The organism is Amycolatopsis sp. (genome assembly GCF_035276945.1).
In the GTDB taxonomy this organism is placed as follows: domain Bacteria; phylum Actinomycetota; class Actinomycetes; order Mycobacteriales; family Pseudonocardiaceae; genus Amycolatopsis_E.
Genome location: NZ_DATELF010000027.1, coordinates 12,172 through 35,494 on the forward strand (window position 1 = coordinate 12,172; position 23,323 = coordinate 35,494).

Sequence of the window (23,323 nt, forward strand, 5' to 3'; positions counted from 1 at the left end):
CAACGTACACGGCAACGTGTACGTTGTACACAGCCTTTTCGGCATCGTCGAAGACACCGACCGAACCGCGGCAGGTGGAAAGCCGGACTCGCATGCCGTTGAATCGCCACTCATGCCGCGAAGCGGGCGGGAGAGGGGGCCGGTACGACGACCGCGTGGTGCACAACGATCCACGAAGCGAGTCACACACCGAGTTCTTGCCACACGCCGCCGCGCCTGCTGATGGCGATGAAGCGGCGATCGTGCACCGCGTTCGCCGTGCATCGCAAATGTCACTGGCCATGTTCAGGTCCGCTCAGGTCCTCGCCGGCGTCGATGCGCTTGAGAAGATCCAGTTGTCGATGATTGAACGGATCCCACCGCCGCATGGCTGACCCGCACTCTGGCTTCGTGCCAGCCTTCCAATGGCTGCGGTCGATAGCTTCGGCATCGGAAGCGCTTCCGCGGTAACCCGCCACGTCGAAAGTTCCTTATGATGGCCAGCAAAATCCGAGCCGCCTTGGGGGTGAGTTCAGGCAGCGACGGTGGCAAAACAACTGCCGCGGTTTTCGGTAAAGGACCGGGGTTTTGCAGCGTCCAGAGCGCGGCCTGGTCAGCGGCGGTGACTCGCTGGCAGATGGGGCTTCGCCGCTGCCGCAACGGCTGTTCGGCGACATAGATCGAGGTTTCCGCAACCCCGGTGTAGCAGTCTCGTGTGGACACTGAAGCGGCGGCCCAGCCCATGACCTCGCCGTCGAGTTCGGCGGCCCAGCGGTGGCCCGGTAACCATAACTGCGGACCGACCCGGTTTCTGACGGCGGTAAGGCGGATCACCGGGTGCCCTCCTGCAGTCAGGAAGCGTTGCGGCGGATCAGGAGCAACACACATTGATCGGCGCGGTCACGCTGACCGGGATGCCGAGAGTCGTGCTCACCCAGTGCGGAAAAGTCCGCGTCCACTTGGCATCGATTGTCCACGCTCCGTCCACTGTGTACCCCAGGGTACTGGCGATGCCCGTGTCGACCGGGGCGGTGCGCACCTTCTCGACGCCCGAACGGGGTCGGTGAGGACCTACACGACCGCGTCCGGACCCAGCGCGTCCGCAGTGTCCGCAACGTCATAGGGCCTTGCCGCATCCCCGGCCGCCAGAGGTGGTCACCCATCACAGGGCACTACAACGGCTTCACGGCTTCACGGCTTCACGGCTTCACGGCTTCACAGGCGACCATTCGGCTGCGGAGTGCTGCCCGGCGTGCTGGACCTACCCACCGGTGGAGGTCAGCCTGTCGGTCCCCTCCCCTCGTGCGGGTTCGACGCCTCCGGTGCGGATGCGCGGACGGGTACCGACATGGCGGCGACCCCGGCGGGTATCCTGGCGACCGCAGCGCCCAGAGGACAGCCATCATCGCCGACGGCAAGGTCAGGGACCTACGGTAGGTATCGGGTCGCATCTTCCACGGCCGACGCTGCGACGTCGGCCATACTTGGCTCCTTCAACCGGTCACCGGGGTACGCCTCTTCCCGCCATGCACAGATTCCGAGCCTTAATCAAGCCGGGGTCGTTCAGCCAAGTGTGTCCGCGCCGCGTCACCCGGAACAGGCGATGGGCAGGGCAGGCTACCCAACTATCGTGACTGTCGCGGGGCATCCACAGAGTTTTGCCAGCCGCCCCGAGATGATAAGCGGGAAGGCGGTGGTGAGACGAAATCTCGATCGGTTCTGCTCGGACTCTCTCCACGAAATCGTCCCTGCTCCGACGGCGCAGGAATCACGTGACTGGCCAGGCCTGCACCAAGGGCGGATCCGCACACAGCCACCGAATCGTCACTCTGCACGAATCCCGCAAAACAACAAACAAAGCCAATGGAGTCGAACATGACCAGGAAATACACCGTTGTCGCGGGCGACACGCTCTGGGGCATCGCAAAACACTTCTACGGAAACGGGAACCTGTACCCGGTGATCGCCCAAGCAAACGGGATCGAGAATCCGGACATCATCCGCCCGGGACAGGTCCTCATCATTCCGGACGCGACAAATTACCGTACCTACACGGTTGTCGACGGCGACACGCTCTGGGACATCGCGAAACGTTTCTACGGAAACGGGAACCTGTACCCCGTGATCGCCCGAGCAAACGGGATCGAGAATCCGGACATCATCCGTCCGGGACAGGTCCTCGTGATCCCCCCGGCGCCTGTGAACGCGACCCAGTCCTGAAAGTTTCCGTGACCTCGGTCGGTGTTCTGACCGGTCGTGGGCGTGTCGGTGCCACCGGCACCACACCCCCACGACCGTTCGAGCATTCGTCACCGTGCGGCGGAACGCTCCATGACGTCACGGTGATCGATGCTGAAGGTGAGTTCGGCGTCCAGGCTGGCGTACCGACGTAGTGGCCTCACGGCACACCGGCTTCTTGGCGCACCGTCCGCATCGGAGGTCGGCTCGAGCGGGACTTTCATCGCGGCTCGCACAACACGGTCCCGGATCGCGGGAACCGACAATGCTCGCCGTTGGCTCGACTTCGGTTTCGGGATCAGCGCCCGCCGCGCGGGCATACCTTCCCGCGTCGCCAACCAGCCGAATTCCACGCCACCGGCGGGACGCACAACGATGTCGGCACTGAGCCGGGGCGACTGTCCGGCAACAAGTGTTACCCACCAGGCAACCTCAAACCACCTTCGCAGCGAGATGATCCAGTTGTGGCTAAATGGAAGAAACTCTTGGAGAAATTCTCCAGAAGTGCCTGTTCACCAAAGCTGAACGGGCCAATAGGACGCCGAAGAGCAGGCTCGTGGCGGCAATACGCCCTTGCGCGAATCTTGCAACTCAAGGCGCAGTCCGATTCCGCCAGAGTCGCCAATTCCAATCCCGGCGGAGTCGCCGATCCTGATATTGAGAGCAAGAAGAAAAAGCTCGACGGTGTCGATGACAACCTGGCCGCCGCCGCTGATGCCGCCGCGCGAATGTGGTCAAATTTTACCGGCGCGGCAGCCGAGCGCACCTGGAACAACGTCGATGCGGCCGATCAATCCCTGCACGAACTGCCCAATGAGGACGAGTTACCCGGCTGGGGAATAGATGTACTGGCGGTAGCTCGCCGCCACCTGCCCGCGAACGACCCCCGACGAGTCGAATTGGAGATTCTTCTTTCCAAGAACCGGAACAGCGAGATACCAAAACTGAACAAAGAGGGAAAGACTGTTGCGATTTATGCGTTAAAAGCCGCCAACGCGGCGGCTTCAATTGAAAGGATGCAGGCTCGCAGCTTCCGAAATATGTTGTACTCAACCTCCCTTGCACTTGCCGCCTTAGCCGCAGGTCTGGTCGTGTTCTCCTCGATCAAGAACTCAGTATTGGATCTGTGTATCGCCGGGAACTGCCCCGCCGGCCTCCCGGCGCGCAGTGGATATGACGTTCTGATTGTCGAGACCATCGGCCTAGCGGCTGCCGCCCTTACCGCAGCACTGTCACTGCGCAAACTGGATGGCACTTCGACACCATATTCAATCCCCATGGCTCTGTTCATCTTGAAACTACCGGCCGGCGCACTGTCGGCGGTTATCGGGGTCATACTGATGAACGCCGACACCATCCTCGGGCTTGGCAAGCTGACCAATCAGGGACAGATACTGGCTTGGGCCGCGCTGTTCGGCGCCGGACAGCTGGCACTCACACGGTTCGTGGACGCAAAAGGACAGGAAGTCCTCGATAATGTACGCGCACCCGGCTCAGGCCCGCGCGAACCATCACGCGAAAACAAACCGAGATGAAATCAGAAAGAGCATGGGAGATTGCCAACGGATCGCGGTAGGGACCGCCGTTGCCGGCGGCCCCCCGCACAGATCCCAGCGTGCGGGATTACCGCACTGGGCTCCTGCCTTGGGTTCTGGCGTCGAACCGCGTGTCAGGGAACAGGTACTTCAGGCGGCCGGACCTGGCCGCGCGGGCCAGCGCGGACACGTAGGCAGGCCGGTCGTCCGCGCTGAGGCAGTGGTAGAGACCACTGTCCAACAAAATGTCGAAACGGTTCTCGTAGCCGGTCAGGCTGGTCGCGTCGACCACCGAGAAGTCGACCTCGACACCCGCGGCCGTGGCACGTTCGGTGCCTGCCGGATCGCGGACGGCGCGTGTCCAACCCCGTGACCCGATAGCCGCGTGCGGCGAGGAAAACGGCGTTTCCGCCTGCGCCGCAACCCACGTCGAGCACGTTTCCGGTGAACGCCCCCGCCTCTTCCAACGCGACGACCGCCGACTGGGGCTCGCTGATGTCCCACGGCGCGCGGCCCTGCCGGTAGAGCTGTTCGAAATAGGCTTGGGTCTCGGTCATGCGGCTTCCTCCGATAGGAGACGATCTCGCACCATCGGTCGCGCGCCGCCGCTGTTACGCCATCACCAACCTTGGTAGCGCGAGGTGCGACCGGCCCCGTGAAGCGGTCCGGTTCGGTTGCCGGATCAGTGTTCGGCGCCGCAAAGCTGCAGCAGCGCCCTGGCCGCCAACCGGTAACCGAAAGAACCCAGCCCCACGACGGCGCCACTCGCCGGCGGCGCGATCACCGACTCGTGCCGAAACTGCTCCCGCGCCCACACATTGCTGAGATGCACCTCCACCCAGGGCTGTGGATAGCTCGCCAGCGCGTCCCGCAGACTCCATCCGGAAATCATCAAAGCGCCGGGGTTGACGATGGCACCGACGGTATCGAGCCGGTGCTCGTCGACGACGCCGACCAGGTCGCCCTCCGAGTCGCGCTGAACGGACAGCACGTTCCACCCCTGGAGGCGCACTTCCTCGGCGACCATCTTTCGATGTCGGCCAACGTGTCGGTGCCGTAGATCTCCGGTTCCCGCTGGCCCAGAATGCCGAGATTGGGACCGTTCACAAGAAGCACGACATTCATAGTTCACCTCAGTGCTCTATTCAGGGTTCGGGTTGTTCACTGGTGTCAAGGTCGCCATCTGTGGTGATCTCGCGACCATCCGGTGGCCGCGGGAGTCCTTGCAAGCTCCGGGCTCCTTCCCCGGCTGTGGGTGTCCCGCAGGGACACAGCCACCGGAAAAGTGAATAACCCTCTCATTGTCGAGAATGGCTCTCATTGCTGTGCGGGCCACCCTCGGCTGGTTCTCACGTGTCCCGGACCGCTCTTCGACCAGTCCGAGTCTGCTCTCCTGAGCCTTCTCGGCACGGCGCATGGCGATCCGCAGAATCGGTGGCGCCATGAGCGAGATCACGATGGCGACGAGGACGATCGCGGTGGACGCGGCGGCGTCCAGCACACCGAGCCGCAGACCGGTCATCGCCACGATCACCTCGATCACGCCCCGCGAGTTCATGCCCGCGCCGAGCGCCGGTGCCTCCCAGCGGTTGAGGCCGCTGAGCTTGGCCCCAATAAACGCGCCGGCGAACTGCCCGATGATCGCCACGGCGAGCGCCGCCCAGCACGGCGGGCTGGGTGAGCGCCGTGAGATCCATTCGCAGGCCCGCGGTAGCGAAGAAGGACGGGCGCCAGAAATGCCGACACGGTGGTGCGCAACGGCGCCAGCTTCTCCCGGCCCAACGTGGGACAAGTGCCGATGACGACACCGCAGACGAAGGCGCCGAAGACGGCTTCGAGATGCAGCGCCTGGGTGGCCGCCGAGGCGAGCAGCACCATCCCGACCACGGAAGCGATGGTCGGCACCGGGCTGTCGGACCGCGCCGCCGCACCAGCGGCCTGCCGATCACAATGGCGAACAGCACGACAGCGACCGGGTACGGCACCGAGGTCGCCACGACACCCGCGGTCAGCCCTGCCGCGGCCATGGCCGAGACGACCGACAGCAGGAACCAACCCACCGCGTCGTCGACCGCGCCGGCGGCGAGCGTGAGCTGCCCGATGTCGCGGTGCGGGAGCCCCATATGCATCAGGGTCTTGGCGATGACGGGGATCGCGGTGACACACATCGCCACCCCGAGGAACAGGGCGAACACAACAGGCTCCGCCCCGTCCGGCAAGAACCAGGGCCGCAGCGCGAAGCCGGTCGTCACGCCGAGGCCGAGTGGAGGACCAGACCGAAGACGCTGACCGTGACGGCGGCGCGACCGCGCCGCCTGATCAGGTCGAGCTTGAGCTCGGTACCGGTGACCGCGACCAGTAGGGCACGCCGAGCTGTGCCACGGCGTCCAGCAGGTGCATCTGGCCCACCTCCCGCGGCAGCAGCCAGCCGGCGACGTCCGGCAGCAGATTCTGCAGGATCGACGGGCCGACGAGCACTCCCGCGAACAGCTCACCGACGACGGCGGGCATCCTGAGCCGAACCGCCAGCCGTCCCAGCGCAAGCGCCAGGAGCGCGAGCTGCAGCAGCACCAGCAGCGCGTGGCTTTCCACCGGGGGCGCCGGAGACGCAGGCACGTGGGGAAGCCCCTCGCTCAGCGTTCGGTCTCGGCGCGTCGCGCACTGAGATCGCGCCTCAGCAGGTCGATGATCCGGGTGCTGTGATCGACCAGGAAAAAGTGGCCGCCGGTGAAGACCTCGACGTCGGTCGGGCCGGTGGTGTGTTCCGCCCAGGCCCGCGCCTCGTCCATCGACACCCGTGGATCGGCGTCGCCGGTGAGCACGGTCACCGGGCAGTCGAGGCTCGCCTCGGGATCGTGCCGGTAATTCTCGACGGCGCGGTAGTCGCTGCGGATGGCGGGCAGGTACATGCGCAGTATCTCCGGGTCGGCCAGCAGGGCCGCCTGGCCCGGACCGGCCAGGGTCCGCAGCTCGGCCACGATCTCCTGGTCCGACCCGAGATGGACCTTGTCCTCGCGGTGACGGGACGGGGCGCGGCGCCCGGAGGCGAACAACCGCACCGGTGACGGCAGGTTCTCCCGCCGCATGCGCAGCGCCACCTCGTATGCGATCACCGCGCCCATGCTGTGCCCGAACAGCGCCAGCGGCCGGTCGTCCAGCTGCCGCAGCGACTCGAAGACCTCGTCGGCGAACTCGGACATGTCGTCGATGACAGGCTCGTGCCGCCGGGCCTGCCGCCCGGGGTACTGCACGGACAGCACCTCCACGGCGGGCGCCAGCGCCTTGGACACCGGGAAGAAGAAGCTCGCCGACCCGCCCGCGTGCGGCAGGCAGACAAGCCGTACGGGGCTGTCCGGCGCCGGGTGGAAGACACTGATCCACCGCTTGAACCGCGCCGTTGCTCCGTGCATTCGAAGGATCCTTTCGACGGCGGCCGCGGCACGTGTCGTTCGCCGGGAACGGCGCCTGCAGACGCAGGTTCCGCCACGTGCGCGCCGACACGGGACTTGGGGAGCGTGGGCCGCGCCGCGACGGATCCGGTATCCCCCGGTTTGATAGCCCAGCACCTTGTGAGAGTCGTGAGTGTAGAGAACGGTGAGAACAGCGCGCAACACTCACAACCTGTCTACGACGAGGGGAACCCGATGCCCGAGTTGGCACGCCACGACACGCGACCCGAGCAGACAGACCCGGATGTGATCATCGTCGGTTACGGACCGGTCGGCGCCGTGGTGTCCGTCCTACTCGCCGAACGTGGTCACCAGGTGCTGGTGCTCGAACGCCGTCCACGCCCGTACCCGCAACGTCAGCAACAGTTCCACGATGCCGTCGAAAACCGTTACGCGATCGGCAAGCCGGTAGCTCTCGCGGACGAAGGGCTCCTCCATTTCCAGCGGCAACCCCATGATCCGCATGATGTCGGGGAAGTAGCGCCCCAAGTGGCGGCGGTACTCCTCGAACGGCGGCGGCCCATCGCCGACGGCCTCGGCGTAGGCGACGGTGAACGCCTCGCTCATCACCGCGAAACTGTCGACGATGACCCCGTCCAAATCGAATACGACGGCCTGCCGGGAAGACACGAGCGAGTCGTCCGCCGGGACGGGCGAGCTCGCCAGAGGCACTGTCATGGTCCATCCCTACTCGTGGCCCGCTGGAACGCGAGCACCGGATCGATCGCAGGCGGCGCGTGCCGAGGCGTAGAGGTTCTCGACGAGCTCAACGGTGGTGCGTGCGGCCGTCACCGCGTCCGCGACGATCTCGGCGGTAATCCGGATGGCCTCCTCGTCGGCCAGCAGCGTCCTTGTAGTCGTTCCGATAGCCGTCATAGTCGTCACGGTCGTCATAGTCGTCGCGCGGACGGCCCAGGCCGAAGAACGCGCGGTAGGAGTCCAGCTGTCCGTGCAACATGTGCACGCCGTGGTGGACGTGGTACCCGATCGCGGCGGCCTCCCGCAGCAGGCGTGTCTCCCTGGGTTTCATGACGACGTCGGCGACCACGCCGCCCGCGGGAAGGGCCTCCGGCTGAAACGGCAACGGGTCGTCGGAGCACATCCCCAGCGGGGTCGCGTTCACCGCGAGATCGCTCGTGCTCCACGATCTCGTACGCCGCCCCGGTATGCTCGCTTTTGCGCACGTGGCGGTAGCCGAACGGGGCACCGGAGAGCGCGGTGCGCCTTCCCACGCCGGTAGCGCTCCAGGATCTGCGCCTTCTCATACTCGGCGAACATGCCCTGAAACTGCACCAACGGGACGTCGGCCGAACGATTGAGTTCCTTGGCCGCTCTCGTTCTCGCGGACGAGGTTCGGGGAGTTCGAGCTGTGGGGTCAGGGTGGGGTGTCCATGAGTCCGGTGCGGTAGGCGAGGGCGACGGCCTGGACGCGGTCCCGGAGTCCGAGTTTGGTGAGTAGGTGGGTGACGTGGGACTTGATGGTGGCCTCGGTGAGGAAGAGGGTGGCGGCGATCTCGGCGTTGGACTGGCCGTTGGCGATGAGGCGCAGGACGTCGAGCTCGCGTGGGGTGAGGTTGGCGAGTTCGGGTGGGGTGTCGTTGCTGGGGGGTGGGCGTTGGATGAAGTGGTCGAGCAGGCGGCGGGTGATTTGGGGAGCGAGTAGGGCTTCGCCGGACATCACGGCGCGGATGCCGTGGACGAGTTGGTGGGGTGGTGTCGTCTTGAGGAGAAATCCGCTGGCGCCGGCGCGGATGGCCTCGTAGACGTAGTCGTCGAGGTCGAACGTGGTGAGTACGAGGACTTTGGGTCGTGGCGGTGGTCCGACGAGTATGCGTTGGGTGGCTTCGATGCCGTCGAGTTCTGGCATCCGGATGTCCATCAGAACCAGGTCGGGGGTGAGGGTTCTGGCTTGCTCGAGTGTGTCGCCGCCGGTGCCGGCTTCACCGATGACGCGTAGGTCGGGCTGGGCTTCGAGGATCATGCGCAGGCCGCCGCGCACGAGCGCTTCGTCGTCGGCGATCAGGATGCGGATCATGTGACTGTGGGGTCGACGGGTAGGCGTGCTTCGACGATGAACCCTCCGCCTAGACACGGTCCGGTGGTCAGGGTGCCGCCGTAGAGGGTGGTGCGTTCACGCATTCCGAGCAGTCCGTGCCGGTGCTCGTCGTTGGGTCGTGGTGGTTGGCTGGAACCGTGGTCGCGGATCTCGACGCGGAGTACGTCGGGCTGGTGGTCGAGGGTGACGGCGGTAGGGACGGGACCGGCGTGTTTGAGCGTGTTGGTCAGCGCTTCCTGGACGATTCGGTATGCCGAGACATCCAGATCAGCTGGTAGTGGGGCGGGCTGGCCGGTCACGCGCAGGGTGACCGGCAGCCCGGCCTGCCGTGCCTGGTCGAGCAGCGTGTCGAGCCGGGTCAGGCTCGGCTGGGGTGCGCGTGGGCTGACGCCGTCGCCGTCCAGGAGGCCGAGCAGGTGACGGAGGTCGTTGTGTGCCTGGCGTCCCTGACTCTCGACCGCTCGGATCGCTTGCCGGGCGCGTTCCGGGGAGGAGAGCAACACCTGCTCTGCGGCACCCGCCTGCAACACCATCACGTTGACCGCGTGAGCGAGTGAGTCATGCAGTTCGCGAGCCACTCTGGCGCGTTCGTCGAGCACCGCCAGCCGGGCCCGCGCGTCCCGCTCGCGGGCCAGCCGCGTCGTGAGGGTTCGCAACCGCTCGGCTCGGCGGCGGTAGGCGCGGACGTGACGACCGAGAAACCACGGCATGCCAAGCCATACGACGACGACCGCCGCGTTGTCGACGCCGCCGACCTCGATCAGCACCAGCACGTCGAGCGTCACAATGGCCGTGACGGCGGCGGGTAACGAACGTCGGGTGGTCATCCGTGCGGCCACCGAGTACATCGCCAGCATGATGGCGGCGACGGACGCGAAGCCCATCGCGACACCGAACAGCAGCAGCCCGGTGGCCGTGGCCGTCGTCGAGATCACGAGCGCGGTGCGCGGCAGACGGCGCCGGATCATGATCGCGACGACCGCGGCCGTCGCGGAGATCGCGATCGGCGCCGGTATTCCGTTGAGCGGATCGATGTGGGTCAGTTGGGGGTCGGCGAACAGGACGACGAACAGGGCCAGCAGTGCGTCGACCCATTTCGATCGAAAGATCGGATGATCGTGACAACAGCCCGGTGCCGGGGGCGGGTCGATCTCGGGCGGATGCGTGGGTGGTGTGCTGCGCAGCAGCCGCAGCACCCGCTGCAACTGCGCTATCACCGAACGGCCACTGTCCTGCACCGCTTTCAGCGCGGTGCGGGCGCGGTCGGGTTCGCGTCGCAGCATCTGTTCGGCGCCGGCGGCCTGAAGCACCATGACACTCACCGCGTGCGCGATCGTGTCGTGCAGTTCGCCGGCCAAGCGTTGGCGCTCGTGCGCCACCGCGAGCCGTTCACTGGTCTCACGCTCATCCGCCAACCGGTCTGCCGCGGCCCTCAACTGTTCCGACTGCACGCGAGAGGCCCGCACACCGCGACCAGAAATCCAGATCACGGCGAACTGGAATCCGAAGAATCCGAGATCCGGCAGATCTGTCGCCGCCACGGCTACCAGCAGAACCGCGAAACCGCCAATGGATCGGGTGAGGTTCGGATGACCACCGAGCGAATAGATCACCGGTAACGCGGCCAACGCGAAGAACGGCTCACCCTCGACACCGCCCCAGGTATGGAAGATCACCCAGGCGGCCGCGACCACGATCGTCGCGGCCAGCGGAGCACGCTGCCGCCACCCGATCGGCAACGTCGCCAGTGCGGCGCTCAGTGTCAACACCAGCGTGGCGCCACCGTCGTTCAGGGCGACCTCGATCTCGCTGAACACGAAGCAGACCAGGGCGAGTCCGACGTCGGCACGTACCGACCACCGCAACCTGCTCCGTAGCCGCGACCAGCGGGGCCCGGCTGCGGTGGCCGCCACCGGCAGGGTGGCGGTCATGCGCGTCGGGAGTCGACCGGGTTGCGGCACCGCATGCTCGGAACATACGCGCCGGCCACGGCGACCACATCGACCACAAGGTTGAACCGCCTCGATCCCGAGATGGATTTCCGAAATTCGGATCTCGATCCGCCCAGGCGGCTTGCTCCGCACAACGGCCGATGGCCACAACGCCCGATGAATTTAACGTTGACTACCTGATAAGGGTCACCGAACGAGGGGCGATGTCATGACGACACCCGACACAGGAGAAACACCCGAGGACGCCGTTCGGGTAGCGGCTTACGCCGCGGCAGCGCTCGGCGTACCTGGACTTCTCCACCCGGGAATTGACGAAGCGGGCCTGGGCGCGATCTGGTTGACGATGGTCACCACGATCGCCAAACGATGCGGAACAAGTCTGTCCTCGGCCGCCTCCGGGAAAACCGTCGCGGCGGCATTATCGAGTGTTGCAGTCTTTTCTCTCGGCGCCAAGGTTCTCAACTGGGCGATGATGGGGATCCTGATCGTCATCCCCGGTGTCGCCATCCCCGCTGCCGCCGCGATGAACGCGGGACTCAACGTCATATTCACCTGTCGACTCGGCAGAGAATGCATTGAACGATTCTCCGACCCGGACTTCGCCAACGCCGACCTCGTCCACTTCGGGCGACGATTGATCGCGAAACCCAGCCGCTCGGAGCTCGCCGACATCAGACGTGTACTCGTCGGCGACAACTCGAGCCTGAAAAAGGCGCGCCTCGGAGTGCGGCGCGTGTCGAACTAGGAATGGAGTAAAGATGTCCCAATTCAAGAAGAAGACTGCCGGGAGCGGACCATGAGATTTCTGACCCGGCTCGCTGTAGCGGTGGCGGTGGCGTCGAGCGTTCTTACTGGTATGGCGATGACGACCGCGCACGCGTCGACAGAGTCGGTTGTGCCCGGCTACTACCAGGTGATCAACCGCCAAACCGGCGAATGCCTCGACGTCTGGGGCGCCGCAACGAACCACGCGGCAACCGTGGGCGTGTGGCGATGTGTCGGCGCGGACAACCAACAATGGAAGCCCGTCTACACCGGTGACGGGTTCTACGAGATTCGTGTGCTGCACACCGACATGTGCCTCGACGTCGCCTACGCCAGCCAGTCCGCGGGTGCGCAGGTGGTCCAGGGCACCTGCTGGGGCGGAGAAAACCAGCAGTGGCGACCGGTCCCGGTCGACGGCACCTGGTACCGGCTCATCGCGCGGCACAGCGGAATGTGCCTTGACAAGGACTACTGGGGATACGCGGTGCAGTGGTCCTGCGGCAACGGCTACTGGCAACAATGGGCATTCCTGTAACCGAGACCAGGCGGTGCCGGAGCGGACCAACCTCCGCTCCGGCACCGACGGCACCACCCACGCCAGCGTCTACGAGTTGGTGCTCGATGATTGTCGGGGCCGGAGCGGGATGACGGTCGGAGGTTCTGCTCGCGAGCCTCGCGGAGTTGCTGGTCTTCCAGCGTGAGCACGTTGATCGCGCGGACCAGTGCCGGCACGTCCGCCCGGAGTTGCTCGAGCTCGGTGTTCTTGTTGGCGATCGTGTTCTTGGTGCCTCCCGACGGTGATCGGTCGTCGCCCCACGGCCTTGTGCCGCCGGCGGTGGGCGCGCAGGACGTCGGGATCAACGGGGTATTGCGGTCAGGGTTTGGGGTTGACCGACTGACCACGCTACCGACGCTCCCATCGTTCAGGGTTGGGCCGTCTTTTTGCCGTGCACCGCTGTCTATTCGGCGGCAAGCCAGGGGTCGAGATCATTGATCAGGGTGCCGAGCACCGCCGGTTCGGTTGCTGTGCGGCCCGTGGCCGCGACCCGCATTTGCTTGAGGCGCTCAGGGTAGTAGCGGCCGGAGAGTTCGGCGGACGCGTTGAGGTTGCTGGTCCAGCCACCCCAGTGGGCACGACGAGGGTGAGACCTTCGAGGTGAACGTTACTGGGTGGTCGCGGGGTTTGGACGTCACCGCTGATGGTGGGGGGATCGTGTCGCATGCGGGGTTGGCGCTGCTGCGTGGCCTGGCCGACAAGACCGGTCTGACCAACGGCGTGTCGCGTGCGCTGGCCAGCGCACGGTTGCTGGTGCATGACCGGGGCCGGGTGGCGGCGGATCTGGGCGTGCGCGGTCGCCGACGGGGCGCGAGCGACTGTCGAGGTTGCCGAAGTAATGCCACACATCGGCGTGCTTGGCAACGACTTTGAGCGCTTGCCACCGTGACTTGATCACGTCGAGGTCTCGGGTGTGGCGTTCGAGCCGGGTTCGAGCGATACGAACGCCTTCACCGTCTCGCCCCGATAAGGATCCTTCGCGCTACCCCGCCGAACCCGGATAACCGTGACCGCACGTGTTATCCCACAACGACAACGCTACCCGCGCCAGTCGTACCTAAAGTCGGTGCCGACAGGGCTTCCGGCTGTGCTGAGGAGTGGACATGGCAGGCATCGCACGATCCGGCGCGCTGGGTCTGATCGAAACCAAGGGGCTGGTCGGCGCGATCGAGGCGGCCAACGTCGAGATCGAGGGGTACCGGACCTTGCGCAACGGACAGGTGTCGGTCCTGGTGCGCGGGGACGTGGGGGCGGTGAAGGCCGCCGTGGACGCGGGCACCGCGGCCGCTGCCGGGGTCGGGGAACTGTATGCCTCGCACGTCATCCCGCGTCCGCACGGCGAGACGGAGGACGTGGTCGGGCAGGCGGTCACTCCGCCCAGTGCCTGACGTCCTCGACGTCGCCATCCTCGTCGTCGCCGGGACGTGTGACCTGGAGCAGGCGTAGCGCGAAGTCCGCGCGCATGCGGTCTTCGTGGCGAGCCAAGTCGAGGCCGGTGAGCTGCTTGATCTGCTCGAGGCGGTAGCGCAACGTCTTGTAGTGCACGAACAGCCGCTCCGCCGCGACGCGTTGCGAGCAGTCGGCGGCGAAGAACGCGCGCAACGTCCGCACCAGTGCCCCGTTGTTCTCGCGGTCGTAGGTGATCAGTGGGCCCGTCACTTCGTCGACGAAGGTCTGCAGATCCGGGTCGTCGCCCGACCCGAGCAGCAACCGGACGATGCCCAGTTCCTCGTAGAGGAACACGTTCTCCCCGCCGAGTCGGCGCGCGGCCGACAACGCCGTCTTCGCCTCGTTGAGCGCACTGGGCAGGTCCACGACGTCGACGTGGGCGCGGCTGACACCCCAGGTGAGCTGCAGCTGCGGCCATTCCCTGCGCACGGCGGTGGACAGGTCGCTGACCAGATCCTTGATCGCGGCGCGATCGCCGTTGACGAGGATGGCGGTGATGAGATCTCCCCGCAGCGCGGACAGCGACACGCCGCGGTAGGCGTCGACGCCACGCAGCATCCGCAGGATCTCGCGGCGCAGCCGGTCCGTCTGCGAGGTGTCCCATCCGTTTTCGGCGGCGATGTCCTCGAGGTTGTCCATCCGGCCGTAGACGACACGGAGGTCACCGCGCAGAGTGACGTTGAGTTGTTTGGCGCGGGCACGCGCGGCGATGCGGTGTTCGACCGAGCCCTGGAGCAGATCCCACAGCACCTGCTCCAGTTCCTCGGTGCGCGCCCGGCTCGCGGCGTGTTCCCGCAACAGTGTCAGCGAGCAGGCCATCGCGACCTCACCGGCGACCACGTCCATCATCTCCGCGGAATGCTCGTCCGGGATCAACGCGACCGAGCCGACCTGGTCGCCATCGGCGTAGATGGGCTGGAGCCACGCTGTCGCCACGCTCGTGTCGGTGAGCGAAATCGGCTGCCGGCCCGGCCGGGTCCTGGCGGACATGGCCGCCGGAAGCTTCCCGGTCAGTGTCCGTCCGCCGCACGAGGCGATCAGGCCGCCTTCGGGACCATAGATCCCGATGCGGCAGTCCAGTTCGGTGGCGACGGTACGCGCGATCGCGGGCAGGCCTACGCCGGCCAGCACGGTCTCGAGCAGTTTCTGTTGCAGGTTCGACGATCGCGCGAGGAGGGCGACCTGCTGTTCCAGGGCGTCGTGTGTTTCCTTCATCTGCTCGACCGCGGTGGCCTGCCGGTCGTGCAGGCGTGCGTTGTCGATCGCGATGGTCGCGAAGTCGGCGAGGGTGACCATGCGGCGCACGTGGTGCTCGCTGAACACCGAAGGGCGGCGGCGCCAGACCTCGAGCACGCCGATCAACTCGCCCTGCAGCCGCAACGGCACGGCGAGCGCGGAGAGGGTCTCCTCCTTCTCGGCGAGGAACATGAAGTCGTCGCTGATGGTCTCGTCCTCGAGGTAATTGTCCACTTTGGCCGGCTCGCCGGTGAGGAAGACGAGCCCGGCGACACCCTGGCCGCGTCGCATCCGCAGACGCGCCGTCTCGACAGCGCGGTTGCCCACGCACGAGCGCATGGCGACCTCATCGCCTTCGACGAGCAGCACCCGCAGATATCGGAATCGAGCAGGTGCAGCCTGCGGTCGGCGATGGACAGCAGTACCTGGTCCAAATCGCGCATGGACAGCAGTTTGGCGACGACGTCACGCAGGACTTCGGTTTCCGCCGCGGCCTGCGCGGCACGTTCGCGGGCGTTGTCACGGTCGGCTGCCAGCGCCACCCAGGCACACGCGTGCCGCAACTGCCGCCGCACCGCGGGCGGCGGGTCGACGTGGTCGTCCCACCGCACGGCGATGTGCCCAATGCGGATACTGCTCGCCGGAACGGCAGGGTCGACCGGCGCCCCGGCCAGCACGGTCGGCTGTTCAGTGTGGTGGGTGAGGACCGTGACGTCGGTCCCCAGCGCGCGCGTGGCCGCCGTGGCCATCATCCTGGCCGCACGCGCCGCGTTGTCCGGAACGTGCGACGGCAGCGCGTCGAGCTCCCCGGCGGGGCTCTCGACGCGCTGCACTGTGTCGGCTTGTGACAGCGCCATTGCCGCACCTCCGGGCTCTACAGCCTGATCAACGACTTCAGAGTACGGCGTTCGGCCATTCTCCGGTACGCGCCGGGCGCGTCATCGAGACCGATCGTTTCGGACGCGACCACGGTCGGGTCGATGGCCCCCGAGCGGACCAGCCCGGCGATCTCGTCGCCGTGCCGCATCGGGTCGCCGATGGCGAACCTCAGGCACAGCTCGTCGGCGAACGCGCGGCCGGCGGGCAAGGACCAGGCCTCGGTGTGCACGCCGGCGGACACGATCGTGCCGCGCCGCCGAACGAGGTCGAACGCCATCGTCAACCCGGTTTGCCCGCCGATGGCGTCGATGACGGCGTCGGCGCCGCGACCATCGGTGTTTTGCTCGACCAGCGCGCGGGCGTCATCCGGGGCCGCCGCGAGGGCCCCTTCGATGGTGGCGAGGTGGCGCCGCGACTCGACCGGCTCGACCAGGATCACCACGCCGGCCCCGCAGGCCTGCGCGGCCAGGCTGGTCAGCTGGCCCACCGGACCACCGCCGATCACCGCCACCGTGTCACCAGGCCGTAGGCCGGCGCGCTGGACCGCGACGTGGGCGGTGGCAAGCGTGTCGCCGAGGAACACGGCCGCGTCCAGGCTCACGTCGGCGGGCACGGGCCGCAGGACCGTGTCGGCGAAGGGCACCCGGACCAGTTCTGCCTGCCCACCAGGCAACGGCGGACCGAAGACCGAGCCGGTGCCGAAGAACTGGCGTTCGGCGCATTCCCAGTGGTCGCCGCGCCGGCACCACCAGCACGTTCCGCAGGCGGTGAAGTCCGCGCCCAGCACGCGATCGCCGTGGCGATGACCCCGCACGCCGTCGCCGAGGTCGACGATCTGTCCGGCGAACTCGTGTCCCAGCACGAATCCTTCCGGCAGCTGGCCGGGATGTCCCACGATGTGTAGGTCCGTGCCGCAGATGGCGGCCCGTTGGACGCGGACGATCGCGTCGGTGGGTTCCCGCAGGACAGGGTCGGGCACGTCGGCGAGCCCTACCCTGCCCGCTCCCGCGAAGACGACGGCCTTCATCACGACGCCGTGGCCAGCTGGGACAGGCGTTCCTTGATCCGGTCCGCGGCCTGCCGCAACGCCCGCAGCTCGTCGGGCCGCAGATCCAGCTCGACGATCTCGCACACCCCGCCGCGGCCGAGCCGGGCGGGTAGCCCGATATAGACGTCGTGGATGCCGTAGTTCCCGTCGGCCAGCACCGCGGCGGGCATGATCTGGCCGCGGTCGCGCGCCATGGCGAGCACCATCCCGGCGGCCGAGGTGCCGGGCGCCAGGAACGCGCTCCCGGTCTTGAGCAAGCCGACCACCTCCGCGCCCGACTCACGGGCCCGGTCGACGACGGCGTGCAGCGCGGCCTTGTCGATCACGTCGGACAGCGGCCGCCCGGCGCTGGTCGCCTGGGACAACGGAATCACCATCTCCGCACCGTGGCTGCCGAGCGCGACGGCATCGATGCGGTCGGCGCGGCCGGCTCCGGCAAGCGCGGCGAGTGCCTGGAAGCGGGCGGTGTCGAGCACGCCCGCCATCCCCACGACCCGCTCCGGCGGGAAGCCCGAGGCCTGCCAGGCGTGGTGGGTCATCTCGTCGAGCGGGTTGGTCACGACCACGATCACCGCGTGCGGCGAGGTGCGTGCGACGCGCCGGGCAAGGTCGCCGACGATCGCGGCGTTGGTGCCGACCAGATCGGAGCGACTCATGCCGGGCTGGCGGGCGCGGCCTGCGGTGATCACGACGTAATCGGCGGGACCGGCGTCCTCGACGGTGCCGGTGCCGCGCACGCGGGTGGCGAATCCGCCGAGCGCCGCGGTGTGGGTGAGGTCCAGCGCGACGCCCGCGGCACGGCCCTCGTCGATGTCGACCAGCACGAGCTCGTCGAACAGGTCCGCGTCGGCCAGCCGGAGCGCGGTGATCATGCCGACGTGACCGGCCCCGACCACGACCACCCGGCCCGTGCTGCCGTGCACCGCCGAAGCGAGGGCGTCGGGCAACGGTGCACCGCGCCGGTACAGGGCACCCGAGGGTGGCCGCAGGCTGCGCACCGGCCCGCCGCGCGGCTCCCCCGCACCCCGCCGCGGGCTGGCCGCCACGGCTGGCGTGGGTGGCGTGGGTGGCGTGGTGGCCATCGCCGGAGCGGCCGGGGTCGCTCCGGCGATAACGAGCTCGATCCCCAGTTCCCGGGCGCGTTCCCGGGCCAGGGGCGTGACCAGGTCCTTCGGGCCGACCTCCAGCGTCGTCACCTCGCCCACGGCATCGATGTCGCCCGCTCCCCAGACCTTCATCGCTTGTCCTCCCGTCCGTGCATGTCCTCCAGCGCGGCGACCGCGGCGTCGCGGGCGGTCTGGACCTCGCTCTCGCTGCCGGCGAGGAACATGCGCCCGAACCGGCCCACGGCGCGCAGCTCGATGACGGTGATCGTGGCCGCCTTCTCGGCTTCGTTCGCGGCGATCGAGATGTAGGCGGCCGGAGCGACCTCCATGACGAACAGGCTCTGCCCCGGCAGCAGCATGCTGCCCTTGCGCCACTTGTTCAGAAGCTGCGTCTGGTACGGATGCACGTTCGTGATGAACTGCGTCGACGCGATCGTGGGCTTGATCCGGTCGGCCTCGGTCATCCCCAGCTCGTCGAGGATTGCCTGACCGGAGGCCAGCACCTCGGCCTGCTGCTCGGAGTGGATCTCCAGCAGGCCGAACTCGCGCTCGATGATCTGCAACGCCGGGCGCACCCCGGCCGCCTTGAGCGCGATGTCGGCGGCGCGGAACACCTCGTTGCCCGGCGCCATCTCGATGTAGAGCTCGGCCATACCGGCCAGCGGCACATCACCGGGACTGGTCGCCGCGATGTGCGCCGCGCACTGCGGCTGCATCCGGTCGACGAAGGCGTAGGTGCGCAGCGTGGATCCGCTCATGCCGCCGACCTCGCAATCCCCAGCGGAGTGATCAGCAGGGCATGCGGATAGGTCATCACGGGCCTTTCCAGGTACTTGGCCAGCACGTCACCCGCGCCGGCGATCATCAGGGCACCTCCGGCCAGGTGCAGCGGAAGGTCCTCGGCGCCGACGGTCATGCGCCGCACCGACTCGGCGATCCGCTGCAGGCCCGGCACGAGGATCGGCAGCACCTCGGACTGCCGTTCCCGCTTGTGGACCTCGGCCTGCTCCGCGCTGACACCGAGCGCGCCCGCCAGCATCAGATCGAGGTGATGCCCGCCGCCTGCCCTGTCGTCCAGGGCTTCCAGCTCGCCGCCACGGAACACGCCGACCCCGGTGGAGCCGCCGCCGACGTCGACCACGACGCCGTCGGACACCTCAAGAATCTGCTGCGCCGCGCTGATCTCGTCCACCAGCACCGCGTCCTCGAACCCGGCGGACTCGCATACGTAGGTGCAGGCGCGTGCGTCCTGCACCGGGATACACGGCGGGTAGGCCGTCGCCGTGCCGCTCAGCGTGGTGCCCAGGGCTTCCTCCGCGCGTTGTTTGAGCAGGCGCACGGTGCTGGTCGCGCGGGCGAAGTCGACCACCACACCGTCCCGCAGCGCGCCCGAGGGATAGCTGTCGATCCAGACCGGCTCGTCCCGGGCGCCGAGCACGACCAGCACGCAGCTCGCGGTGCCGAGATCGACCCCGACACGCAGCGCCGCGGTGTCGACGTCGTCCGGCGGGCAACCGATGCGTCGTGACGCCAGCTCCAGCAGCTCCACGGATTTTCCGGTCAACACGGACATCACAGCTCCACCGGGTCGTACACCGTGCGCCAAGGCCGCACCTCGTGCGCGATGCGCTTGATGTTGATCAGGTGCAGCGGGGTGACGTTGTCCGAGCAGATCGAGCCGCTCCACGTACCCGTGCCCAGTTGGAAGGACGGGTCCACATCCGTCGAGTACCCCATGCCGCCGAACAGCGCCGGGGTGTTGATCACGATCCGGCCCGCCCGCAGCGTGCCGAACCGCGCGATCTCCTCCGGATCGCGCGCATGCACCGCACACGTGTGCCCTTCCCCGCCGAGCGCGAGGATTTCGCGGCAGCGCGCCAGGCCCGCGATAGCGTCGCGCGCGCGGTAGACCGACAGCACCGGCCCGAGGATCTCCCGTGACAGCAGGACGTCCGGCCCGACCGCGTCCAGCACGGCGGCCAGCACCCTGGTCGCCGAGGGCACGGTGAACCCGGACAGCTCAGCCAGCCGCGATGCCGACTGCCCGACCGCCGCGGACCGCAGCCCGCCCCGCTCGTCGAACAACGTCCGCGCGAGCGCGTCCTGCTGGTCCTTGCTCAGCCAATACGCGCCTCGGGCCTCGAACTCCGGCAGGAACGCGGGTGCCACGGCCTGCGCCACGACCACCGACTGCTCGGCGACGCAGGCGGTGCCGTTGTCGAACGACTTCGAGGTGATGATCATTTCGGCGGCTTCACCCGGGTCGGCCACGCTGGCGCCGACGTAGGCCGGGACGTTTCCCGCGCCGACCGCGATCGTGGGCTTGCCGCTGGAGTAGGCGGCGCGCACCATACCCGGCCCGCCGGTCGCCAGGACGACCGCAATCTCGTCGCGGCTCATCAGCTCCCGGGTCGCGGGCAGCGTGGGAGCCTCCAAACAGGACACCAGGCCCTCGGGTGCTCCCGCGGAGACGGCGGCCTCGGCCATGATCTCGGCGGCGCGCCGCGTGCAGCGCGCCGCGCGGGGGTGGGGTGCGTGCACGATGGCGTTGCCGGACTTCACCGCCGCCAGGCTTTTGAACAGGGTCGTGGAGGTCGGGTTGGTGACCGGGATGATGCCCGCGATCACCCCCATTGGCGCGCCTACCGCGGTCACCCGCGACTGCTCATCGACCCACAGCACCCCCACCGCGCGGCGTTCGAGCATCCAGCGCGCGACGAACCCGGTGTTGTAGCGGTTCTTGTGGATCTTGTGCTCGTACACGCCGTAGCCCGTCTCGTCGACGGCCAGCCGGGCCAGCTCCTCGGCTGCCTTCGTGCCGGCCAGCGCCATCGCACGGACATACCGGTCCAGGGTCTCCTGGTCCGTTCCCTCCAGCCGATCGAACGCCTGGCGGGCGGCGCGGGCCTTCGCCCGGACATCGGCCAGCCCGGCCAGATCGGCGTCAAGCGTCGCGGTCATGACCTACCTCATGCCTTGGGGCGCGTCAGGACCGCGAGGATCCCCTCGGTCTCTTCGTGCGGCCGCGGGATCACGTGCACGGACACGACCTCGCCCGCCTTGTCCGCGGCCACGGCGCCCGCGTCGGTCGCGGCTTTCACCGCACCAACGTCACCACGCACCATCACCGTGACGAGGCCGCCGCCGATCTCCCGGTGGCCCAGGATCTGCACATTCGCGGCCTTCACCATCGCGTCGGCCGCCTCGATCGCGCCGACCAGGCCCTTGGTCTCGATCAAACCGAGCGCGCCGCGCAGCGCGGGCGCGCCGTTGGCGGCACCGGACGTCGTAGCCATGCTGTTCCTCCTGGTTTCCGTGTTCACTACGGTCACGACTTCTGGTACGTGACTTGTCCTTTGTGTACGACCGAATCGACGATGCCCACAACGGCCCGGTCGGTCGGCACCTCGGCGCCCGCCGCGACTCGTGCCGCGCCGCCTCGCACGATGAGTACGACCTCGCCGGTGCCGGCGCCGATGAGGTTCATAGCGACGTAGACCGCACCCGCGGGCCGCTCGCAATCGGCGTCCACGGCGTCCTGTACGAGCAGCAACGTGTAACGCTCGAGTCCAGGTGCTTTCACGGTCGACACGATCTGACCGAGCACCGTGGCAAGCTGCATGCCCGGCCACCTCCGTTAATCGCGTGGTGGCGCGATCCGAGCGCGCCGCCGATGACTGGACGGTAGGAGACGAGAGCGGGCCCGGGCGCTATCTCCAGGGGATAACGTCGCCCGGGCTCGCTGTCCTCACGTTCCCTGGCTCCGACCGCGGTCATGGGCCAGGCTGCTCGTGATACTGGACAACACTGTCCCGGACAGACCAACGCCAGGAGGGCTCACCGGTGATCCGTCCCGAAGACGCGCAGTTCCACCCGCCGACCAGTGATGACCCGCTGTGGGCCGAGACCAACTACTTCGGTCTATACGCCGGGCAGGACACTCCCGCGCCCATCAACATCGGCGTATACGGCCTGTTCCGCGAACCGCTCGGCGTCGCCGGATCCACGGTTTCCATCAACCGCAAGCGGGTCACCGCACCCTGGGCCGCCGATTACTGGGACGCGTGGGAGCACCTCAGGCTGCCGCGGCCGGGCGACCTCCTGCACTACGACCTCGCCAACGGACTTCGCGTCGACTGCAAGGAACCGAACCGGATCTGGGATGTCGACTACACCGACGAAGCGGCCGGCCTGGAGCTCAGTTTCCGGTTCACCGCACTGATGGAGCCCTACGACATCAACGACCCCGATCAGGACCCGCTGGCCGCGGGCCGCGACATGGACCTCACCTGGGGACATGCCTACGCCGGGCATTTCGACCTCACCGGCCATGTCACGGGTGAACTCTCACTGCGCGGCAAGCATTTCCCCATCGACTGCGTGTCCACGATGGACCACAGCTGGGGCATCCGCGCCGAGCGGCAGACCTCGCGCCTGTGCTGGCTGCACGCGCACTTCTCCCCCGACTTGGCCATCCACGGCCTGTTCGACTTCACCACCGAGAACGGGCCCGACGCGCCCAGCCCACTGTCCCTCACCCACGGCTACGTGCTCGACCGCGGCACGGTGCGTGGCCTCAAAGTGGGCGTAGGTACCACCTGGCGGTCCGGGTTCTACCCCGAACGAGTCGAGCTGCACGTCACCGACGCCGACGACGTCACCTGGGACCTCAACGGAGCGGCACTGACCACTTTTCCTTGGCAGGCCTGGCCGGGCACCGTCGGACACAACTGCCTGCACCGGTGGTCGTGCAACGGGCAGACCGGCTATGGCGAGATCATGGACTTCATCGGACTCGGTGAACTCGGCGCCGCGTACAACCGGTCTGACCCGATTCCGCGAGTAAGTGTGGTGAGTTGATCTTCTGTTCTGTTGTTGATCTTCTGTTCTGTTGTTGATCTTCAGGTTGTGGTTTCGGGGTTGCGGGCATGGTTGTGGCCCGGTGGTCGCGCCGGGTTCGCGGGGTTGGGGTTCCTGGGTCGGGGCCGGTGAGGCCGGGTGGTCAGGGCAGTGCGGGGAGTTTCCGGATCCGGGCGAGAAGTTCGGCGAGCAGGTCGTGGCCGGGTGGCGGCCGC

General features: G+C 67.5%; 23 protein-coding genes and 6 pseudogenes. 10 read left to right on the forward strand and 19 right to left on the reverse strand.

Annotation, left to right across the window (positions count from 1 at the left end):
• Window positions 1-155 precede the first annotated feature (155 nt).
• From VJT49_RS03545 to VJT49_RS03560, 3 genes are all read left to right on the forward strand, one after another.
• On the forward strand, window positions 156-374 hold the full coding sequence (locus tag VJT49_RS03545) for a hypothetical protein (protein ID WP_324163239.1): 219 nt from the start codon (window positions 156-158) through the stop codon (window positions 372-374).
• A 1,480-nt stretch (window positions 375-1,854) separates the two neighbouring features.
• Complete coding sequence (locus VJT49_RS03555) at window positions 1,855-2,199, forward strand: LysM peptidoglycan-binding domain-containing protein (protein ID WP_324163217.1); 345 nt, start codon at window positions 1,855-1,857, stop codon at window positions 2,197-2,199.
• 482 nt (window positions 2,200-2,681) lie between these two features.
• Window positions 2,682-3,752: a hypothetical protein gene (locus VJT49_RS03560; protein WP_324163218.1), complete on the forward strand. Its 1,071-nt coding sequence runs from the start codon at window positions 2,682-2,684 to the stop codon at window positions 3,750-3,752.
• 88 nt (window positions 3,753-3,840) lie between these two features.
• Here the strand turns inward: VJT49_RS03560 and VJT49_RS03565 are convergent, their stop codons facing one another.
• The 7 genes and pseudogenes from VJT49_RS03565 to VJT49_RS03595 all read right to left on the reverse strand — a co-directional run bounded on the left by VJT49_RS03565 (window position 3,841) and on the right by VJT49_RS03595 (window position 7,162).
• Complete coding sequence (locus VJT49_RS03565; RefSeq protein ID WP_324163240.1) at window positions 3,841-4,044, reverse strand: hypothetical protein; 204 nt, start codon at window positions 4,042-4,044, stop codon at window positions 3,841-3,843.
• A 106-nt stretch (window positions 4,045-4,150) separates the two neighbouring features.
• Window positions 4,151-4,309 (reverse strand): annotated as a pseudogene (locus tag VJT49_RS03570) (class I SAM-dependent methyltransferase); the annotation flags it as partial.
• Between the two features lie 212 nt (window positions 4,310-4,521).
• A pseudogene (locus tag VJT49_RS03575) lies at window positions 4,522-4,877 on the reverse strand (type II 3-dehydroquinate dehydratase); the annotation flags it as partial.
• A 16-nt stretch (window positions 4,878-4,893) separates the two neighbouring features.
• Window positions 4,894-5,400: a cation:proton antiporter gene (locus VJT49_RS03580; protein WP_324163219.1), complete on the reverse strand. Its 507-nt coding sequence runs from the start codon at window positions 5,398-5,400 to the stop codon at window positions 4,894-4,896.
• 349 nt (window positions 5,401-5,749) lie between these two features.
• Window positions 5,750-6,004 (reverse strand): annotated as a pseudogene (locus tag VJT49_RS03585) (cation:proton antiporter); the annotation flags it as partial.
• 67 nt (window positions 6,005-6,071) lie between these two features.
• Window positions 6,072-6,368 (reverse strand): hypothetical protein, encoded by a 297-nt coding sequence (locus VJT49_RS03590; protein ID WP_324163220.1) that lies wholly within the window; start codon window positions 6,366-6,368, stop codon window positions 6,072-6,074.
• A gap of 17 nt (window positions 6,369-6,385) precedes the next feature.
• Window positions 6,386-7,162 (reverse strand): thioesterase II family protein, encoded by a 777-nt coding sequence (locus VJT49_RS03595; protein WP_324163221.1) that lies wholly within the window; start codon window positions 7,160-7,162, stop codon window positions 6,386-6,388.
• Window positions 7,163-7,396: 234 nt separating this feature from the next.
• Between VJT49_RS03595 and VJT49_RS03600 the strand changes: the two are divergent.
• Window positions 7,397-7,504 (forward strand): annotated as a pseudogene (locus VJT49_RS03600) (hypothetical protein); the annotation flags it as partial.
• A 39-nt stretch (window positions 7,505-7,543) separates the two neighbouring features.
• Here the strand turns inward: VJT49_RS03600 and VJT49_RS03605 are convergent.
• The 4 genes and pseudogenes from VJT49_RS03605 to VJT49_RS03620 form a co-directional block, all read right to left on the reverse strand.
• Window positions 7,544-7,879: pseudogene (locus tag VJT49_RS03605) on the reverse strand (HAD family hydrolase); the annotation flags it as partial.
• Between the two features lie 88 nt (window positions 7,880-7,967).
• Entirely contained in the window at window positions 7,968-8,324 is a 357-nt protein-coding gene (locus VJT49_RS03610) for a hypothetical protein (protein WP_324163222.1), read from the reverse strand.
• Between the two features lie 252 nt (window positions 8,325-8,576).
• Window positions 8,577-9,236 (reverse strand): response regulator transcription factor, encoded by a 660-nt coding sequence (locus VJT49_RS03615; RefSeq protein ID WP_324163223.1) that lies wholly within the window; start codon window positions 9,234-9,236, stop codon window positions 8,577-8,579.
• Window positions 9,233-11,341 (reverse strand): sensor histidine kinase, encoded by a 2,109-nt coding sequence (locus tag VJT49_RS03620; protein WP_324163224.1) that lies wholly within the window; start codon window positions 11,339-11,341, stop codon window positions 9,233-9,235. Before VJT49_RS03620 ends, VJT49_RS03615 begins: the two co-directional genes overlap by 4 nt.
• A 76-nt stretch (window positions 11,342-11,417) precedes the next feature.
• Between VJT49_RS03620 and VJT49_RS03625 the strand changes: the two genes are divergently transcribed.
• From VJT49_RS03625 to VJT49_RS03635, 4 genes and pseudogenes are all read left to right on the forward strand, one after another.
• A complete protein-coding gene (locus VJT49_RS03625; RefSeq protein WP_324163225.1) occupies window positions 11,418-11,954 on the forward strand; it encodes a hypothetical protein in 537 nt (178 codons plus the stop codon).
• Window positions 11,955-12,005: 51 nt separating this feature from the next.
• Window positions 12,006-12,509 (forward strand): RICIN domain-containing protein, encoded by a 504-nt coding sequence (locus VJT49_RS03630; protein ID WP_324163226.1) that lies wholly within the window; start codon window positions 12,006-12,008, stop codon window positions 12,507-12,509.
• Between the two features lie 621 nt (window positions 12,510-13,130).
• Window positions 13,131-13,341 (forward strand): annotated as a pseudogene (locus VJT49_RS35035) (IS1380 family transposase); the annotation flags it as partial.
• Window positions 13,342-13,633: 292 nt separating this feature from the next.
• Window positions 13,634-13,918: a BMC domain-containing protein gene (locus tag VJT49_RS03635; RefSeq protein WP_324163227.1), complete on the forward strand. Its 285-nt coding sequence runs from the start codon at window positions 13,634-13,636 to the stop codon at window positions 13,916-13,918.
• Here the strand turns inward: VJT49_RS03635 and VJT49_RS03640 are convergent.
• Window positions 13,899-15,584 (reverse strand): helix-turn-helix domain-containing protein, encoded by a 1,686-nt coding sequence (locus tag VJT49_RS03640; protein ID WP_324163228.1) that lies wholly within the window; start codon window positions 15,582-15,584, stop codon window positions 13,899-13,901. The two genes, VJT49_RS03635 and VJT49_RS03640, sit on opposite strands and share 20 nt — an antisense overlap.
• Before the next feature lie 23 nt (window positions 15,585-15,607).
• On the opposite strand from VJT49_RS03640, the gene VJT49_RS03645 reads away from it, so the two are divergent.
• Window positions 15,608-16,063, forward strand: coding sequence for a hypothetical protein (locus tag VJT49_RS03645; protein ID WP_324163229.1), 456 nt, complete (start codon window positions 15,608-15,610; stop codon window positions 16,061-16,063).
• A 26-nt stretch (window positions 16,064-16,089) separates the two neighbouring features.
• On the opposite strand, the gene VJT49_RS03650 is transcribed toward VJT49_RS03645, so the two are convergent.
• From VJT49_RS03650 to VJT49_RS03680, 7 genes are read right to left on the reverse strand one after another with little or no spacing between them, the layout of a single operon-like run.
• Entirely contained in the window at window positions 16,090-17,121 is a 1,032-nt protein-coding gene (locus VJT49_RS03650; RefSeq protein ID WP_324163230.1) for an alcohol dehydrogenase catalytic domain-containing protein, read from the reverse strand.
• Window positions 17,121-18,380: a malate dehydrogenase gene (locus tag VJT49_RS03655; protein ID WP_324163231.1), complete on the reverse strand. Its 1,260-nt coding sequence runs from the start codon at window positions 18,378-18,380 to the stop codon at window positions 17,121-17,123. Before VJT49_RS03655 ends, VJT49_RS03650 begins: the two co-directional genes overlap by 1 nt.
• On the reverse strand, window positions 18,377-19,006 hold the full coding sequence (locus VJT49_RS03660) for a BMC domain-containing protein (RefSeq protein WP_324163232.1): 630 nt from the start codon (window positions 19,004-19,006) through the stop codon (window positions 18,377-18,379). Before VJT49_RS03660 ends, VJT49_RS03655 begins: the two co-directional genes overlap by 4 nt.
• Window positions 19,003-19,821 (reverse strand): ethanolamine utilization protein EutJ, encoded by an 819-nt coding sequence (gene eutJ / locus VJT49_RS03665; protein ID WP_324163233.1) that lies wholly within the window; start codon window positions 19,819-19,821, stop codon window positions 19,003-19,005. Before eutJ ends, VJT49_RS03660 begins: the two co-directional genes overlap by 4 nt.
• Window positions 19,821-21,209 carry an aldehyde dehydrogenase family protein gene (locus VJT49_RS03670; protein WP_324163234.1) on the reverse strand — a complete coding sequence of 463 codons (1,389 nt, stop codon included), beginning with the start codon at window positions 21,207-21,209 and terminating at the stop codon, window positions 19,821-19,823. Before VJT49_RS03670 ends, eutJ begins: the two co-directional genes overlap by 1 nt.
• Window positions 21,210-21,217: 8 nt before the next feature.
• Window positions 21,218-21,544 (reverse strand): BMC domain-containing protein, encoded by a 327-nt coding sequence (locus tag VJT49_RS03675; protein ID WP_324163235.1) that lies wholly within the window; start codon window positions 21,542-21,544, stop codon window positions 21,218-21,220.
• Window positions 21,545-21,576: 32 nt separating this feature from the next.
• Entirely contained in the window at window positions 21,577-21,870 is a 294-nt protein-coding gene (locus VJT49_RS03680) for a EutN/CcmL family microcompartment protein (RefSeq protein ID WP_324163236.1), read from the reverse strand.
• Between the two features lie 221 nt (window positions 21,871-22,091).
• On the opposite strand from VJT49_RS03680, the gene VJT49_RS03685 reads away from it, so the two are divergent.
• Complete coding sequence (locus tag VJT49_RS03685) at window positions 22,092-23,108, forward strand: DUF7064 domain-containing protein (protein WP_324163237.1); 1,017 nt, start codon at window positions 22,092-22,094, stop codon at window positions 23,106-23,108.
• Window positions 23,109-23,323: the final 215 nt, after the last annotated feature.

What these genes read in the sequence shown, in the direction of transcription:
- VJT49_RS03615 (WP_324163223.1), bottom strand. Translation starts at nt 9,236, where the DNA reads ATGATCCGCATCCTGATCGCCGACGACGAAGCGCTCGTGCGCGGCGGC.
- VJT49_RS03625 (WP_324163225.1), top strand. Translation starts at nt 11,418, where the DNA reads ATGACGACACCCGACACAGGAGAAACACCCGAGGACGCCGTTCGGGTA.
- VJT49_RS03630 (WP_324163226.1), top strand. Translation starts at nt 12,006, where the DNA reads ATGAGATTTCTGACCCGGCTCGCTGTAGCGGTGGCGGTGGCGTCGAGC.
- VJT49_RS03660 (WP_324163232.1), bottom strand. Translation starts at nt 19,006, where the DNA reads ATGAGCGGATCCACGCTGCGCACCTACGCCTTCGTCGACCGGATGCAG.
- VJT49_RS03675 (WP_324163235.1), bottom strand. Translation starts at nt 21,544, where the DNA reads ATGGCTACGACGTCCGGTGCCGCCAACGGCGCGCCCGCGCTGCGCGGC.
- VJT49_RS03635 (WP_324163227.1), top strand. Translation starts at nt 13,634, where the DNA reads ATGGCAGGCATCGCACGATCCGGCGCGCTGGGTCTGATCGAAACCAAG.
- VJT49_RS03655 (WP_324163231.1), bottom strand. Translation starts at nt 18,380, where the DNA reads ATGAAGGTCTGGGGAGCGGGCGACATCGATGCCGTGGGCGAGGTGACG.
- VJT49_RS03555 (WP_324163217.1), top strand. Translation starts at nt 1,855, where the DNA reads ATGACCAGGAAATACACCGTTGTCGCGGGCGACACGCTCTGGGGCATC.
- VJT49_RS03680 (WP_324163236.1), bottom strand. Translation starts at nt 21,870, where the DNA reads ATGCAGCTTGCCACGGTGCTCGGTCAGATCGTGTCGACCGTGAAAGCA.
- VJT49_RS03650 (WP_324163230.1), bottom strand. Translation starts at nt 17,121, where the DNA reads ATGAAGGCCGTCGTCTTCGCGGGAGCGGGCAGGGTAGGGCTCGCCGAC.
- eutJ (WP_324163233.1), bottom strand. Translation starts at nt 19,821, where the DNA reads ATGTCCGTGTTGACCGGAAAATCCGTGGAGCTGCTGGAGCTGGCGTCA.
- VJT49_RS03595 (WP_324163221.1), bottom strand. Translation starts at nt 7,162, where the DNA reads ATGCACGGAGCAACGGCGCGGTTCAAGCGGTGGATCAGTGTCTTCCAC.
- VJT49_RS03670 (WP_324163234.1), bottom strand. Translation starts at nt 21,209, where the DNA reads ATGACCGCGACGCTTGACGCCGATCTGGCCGGGCTGGCCGATGTCCGG.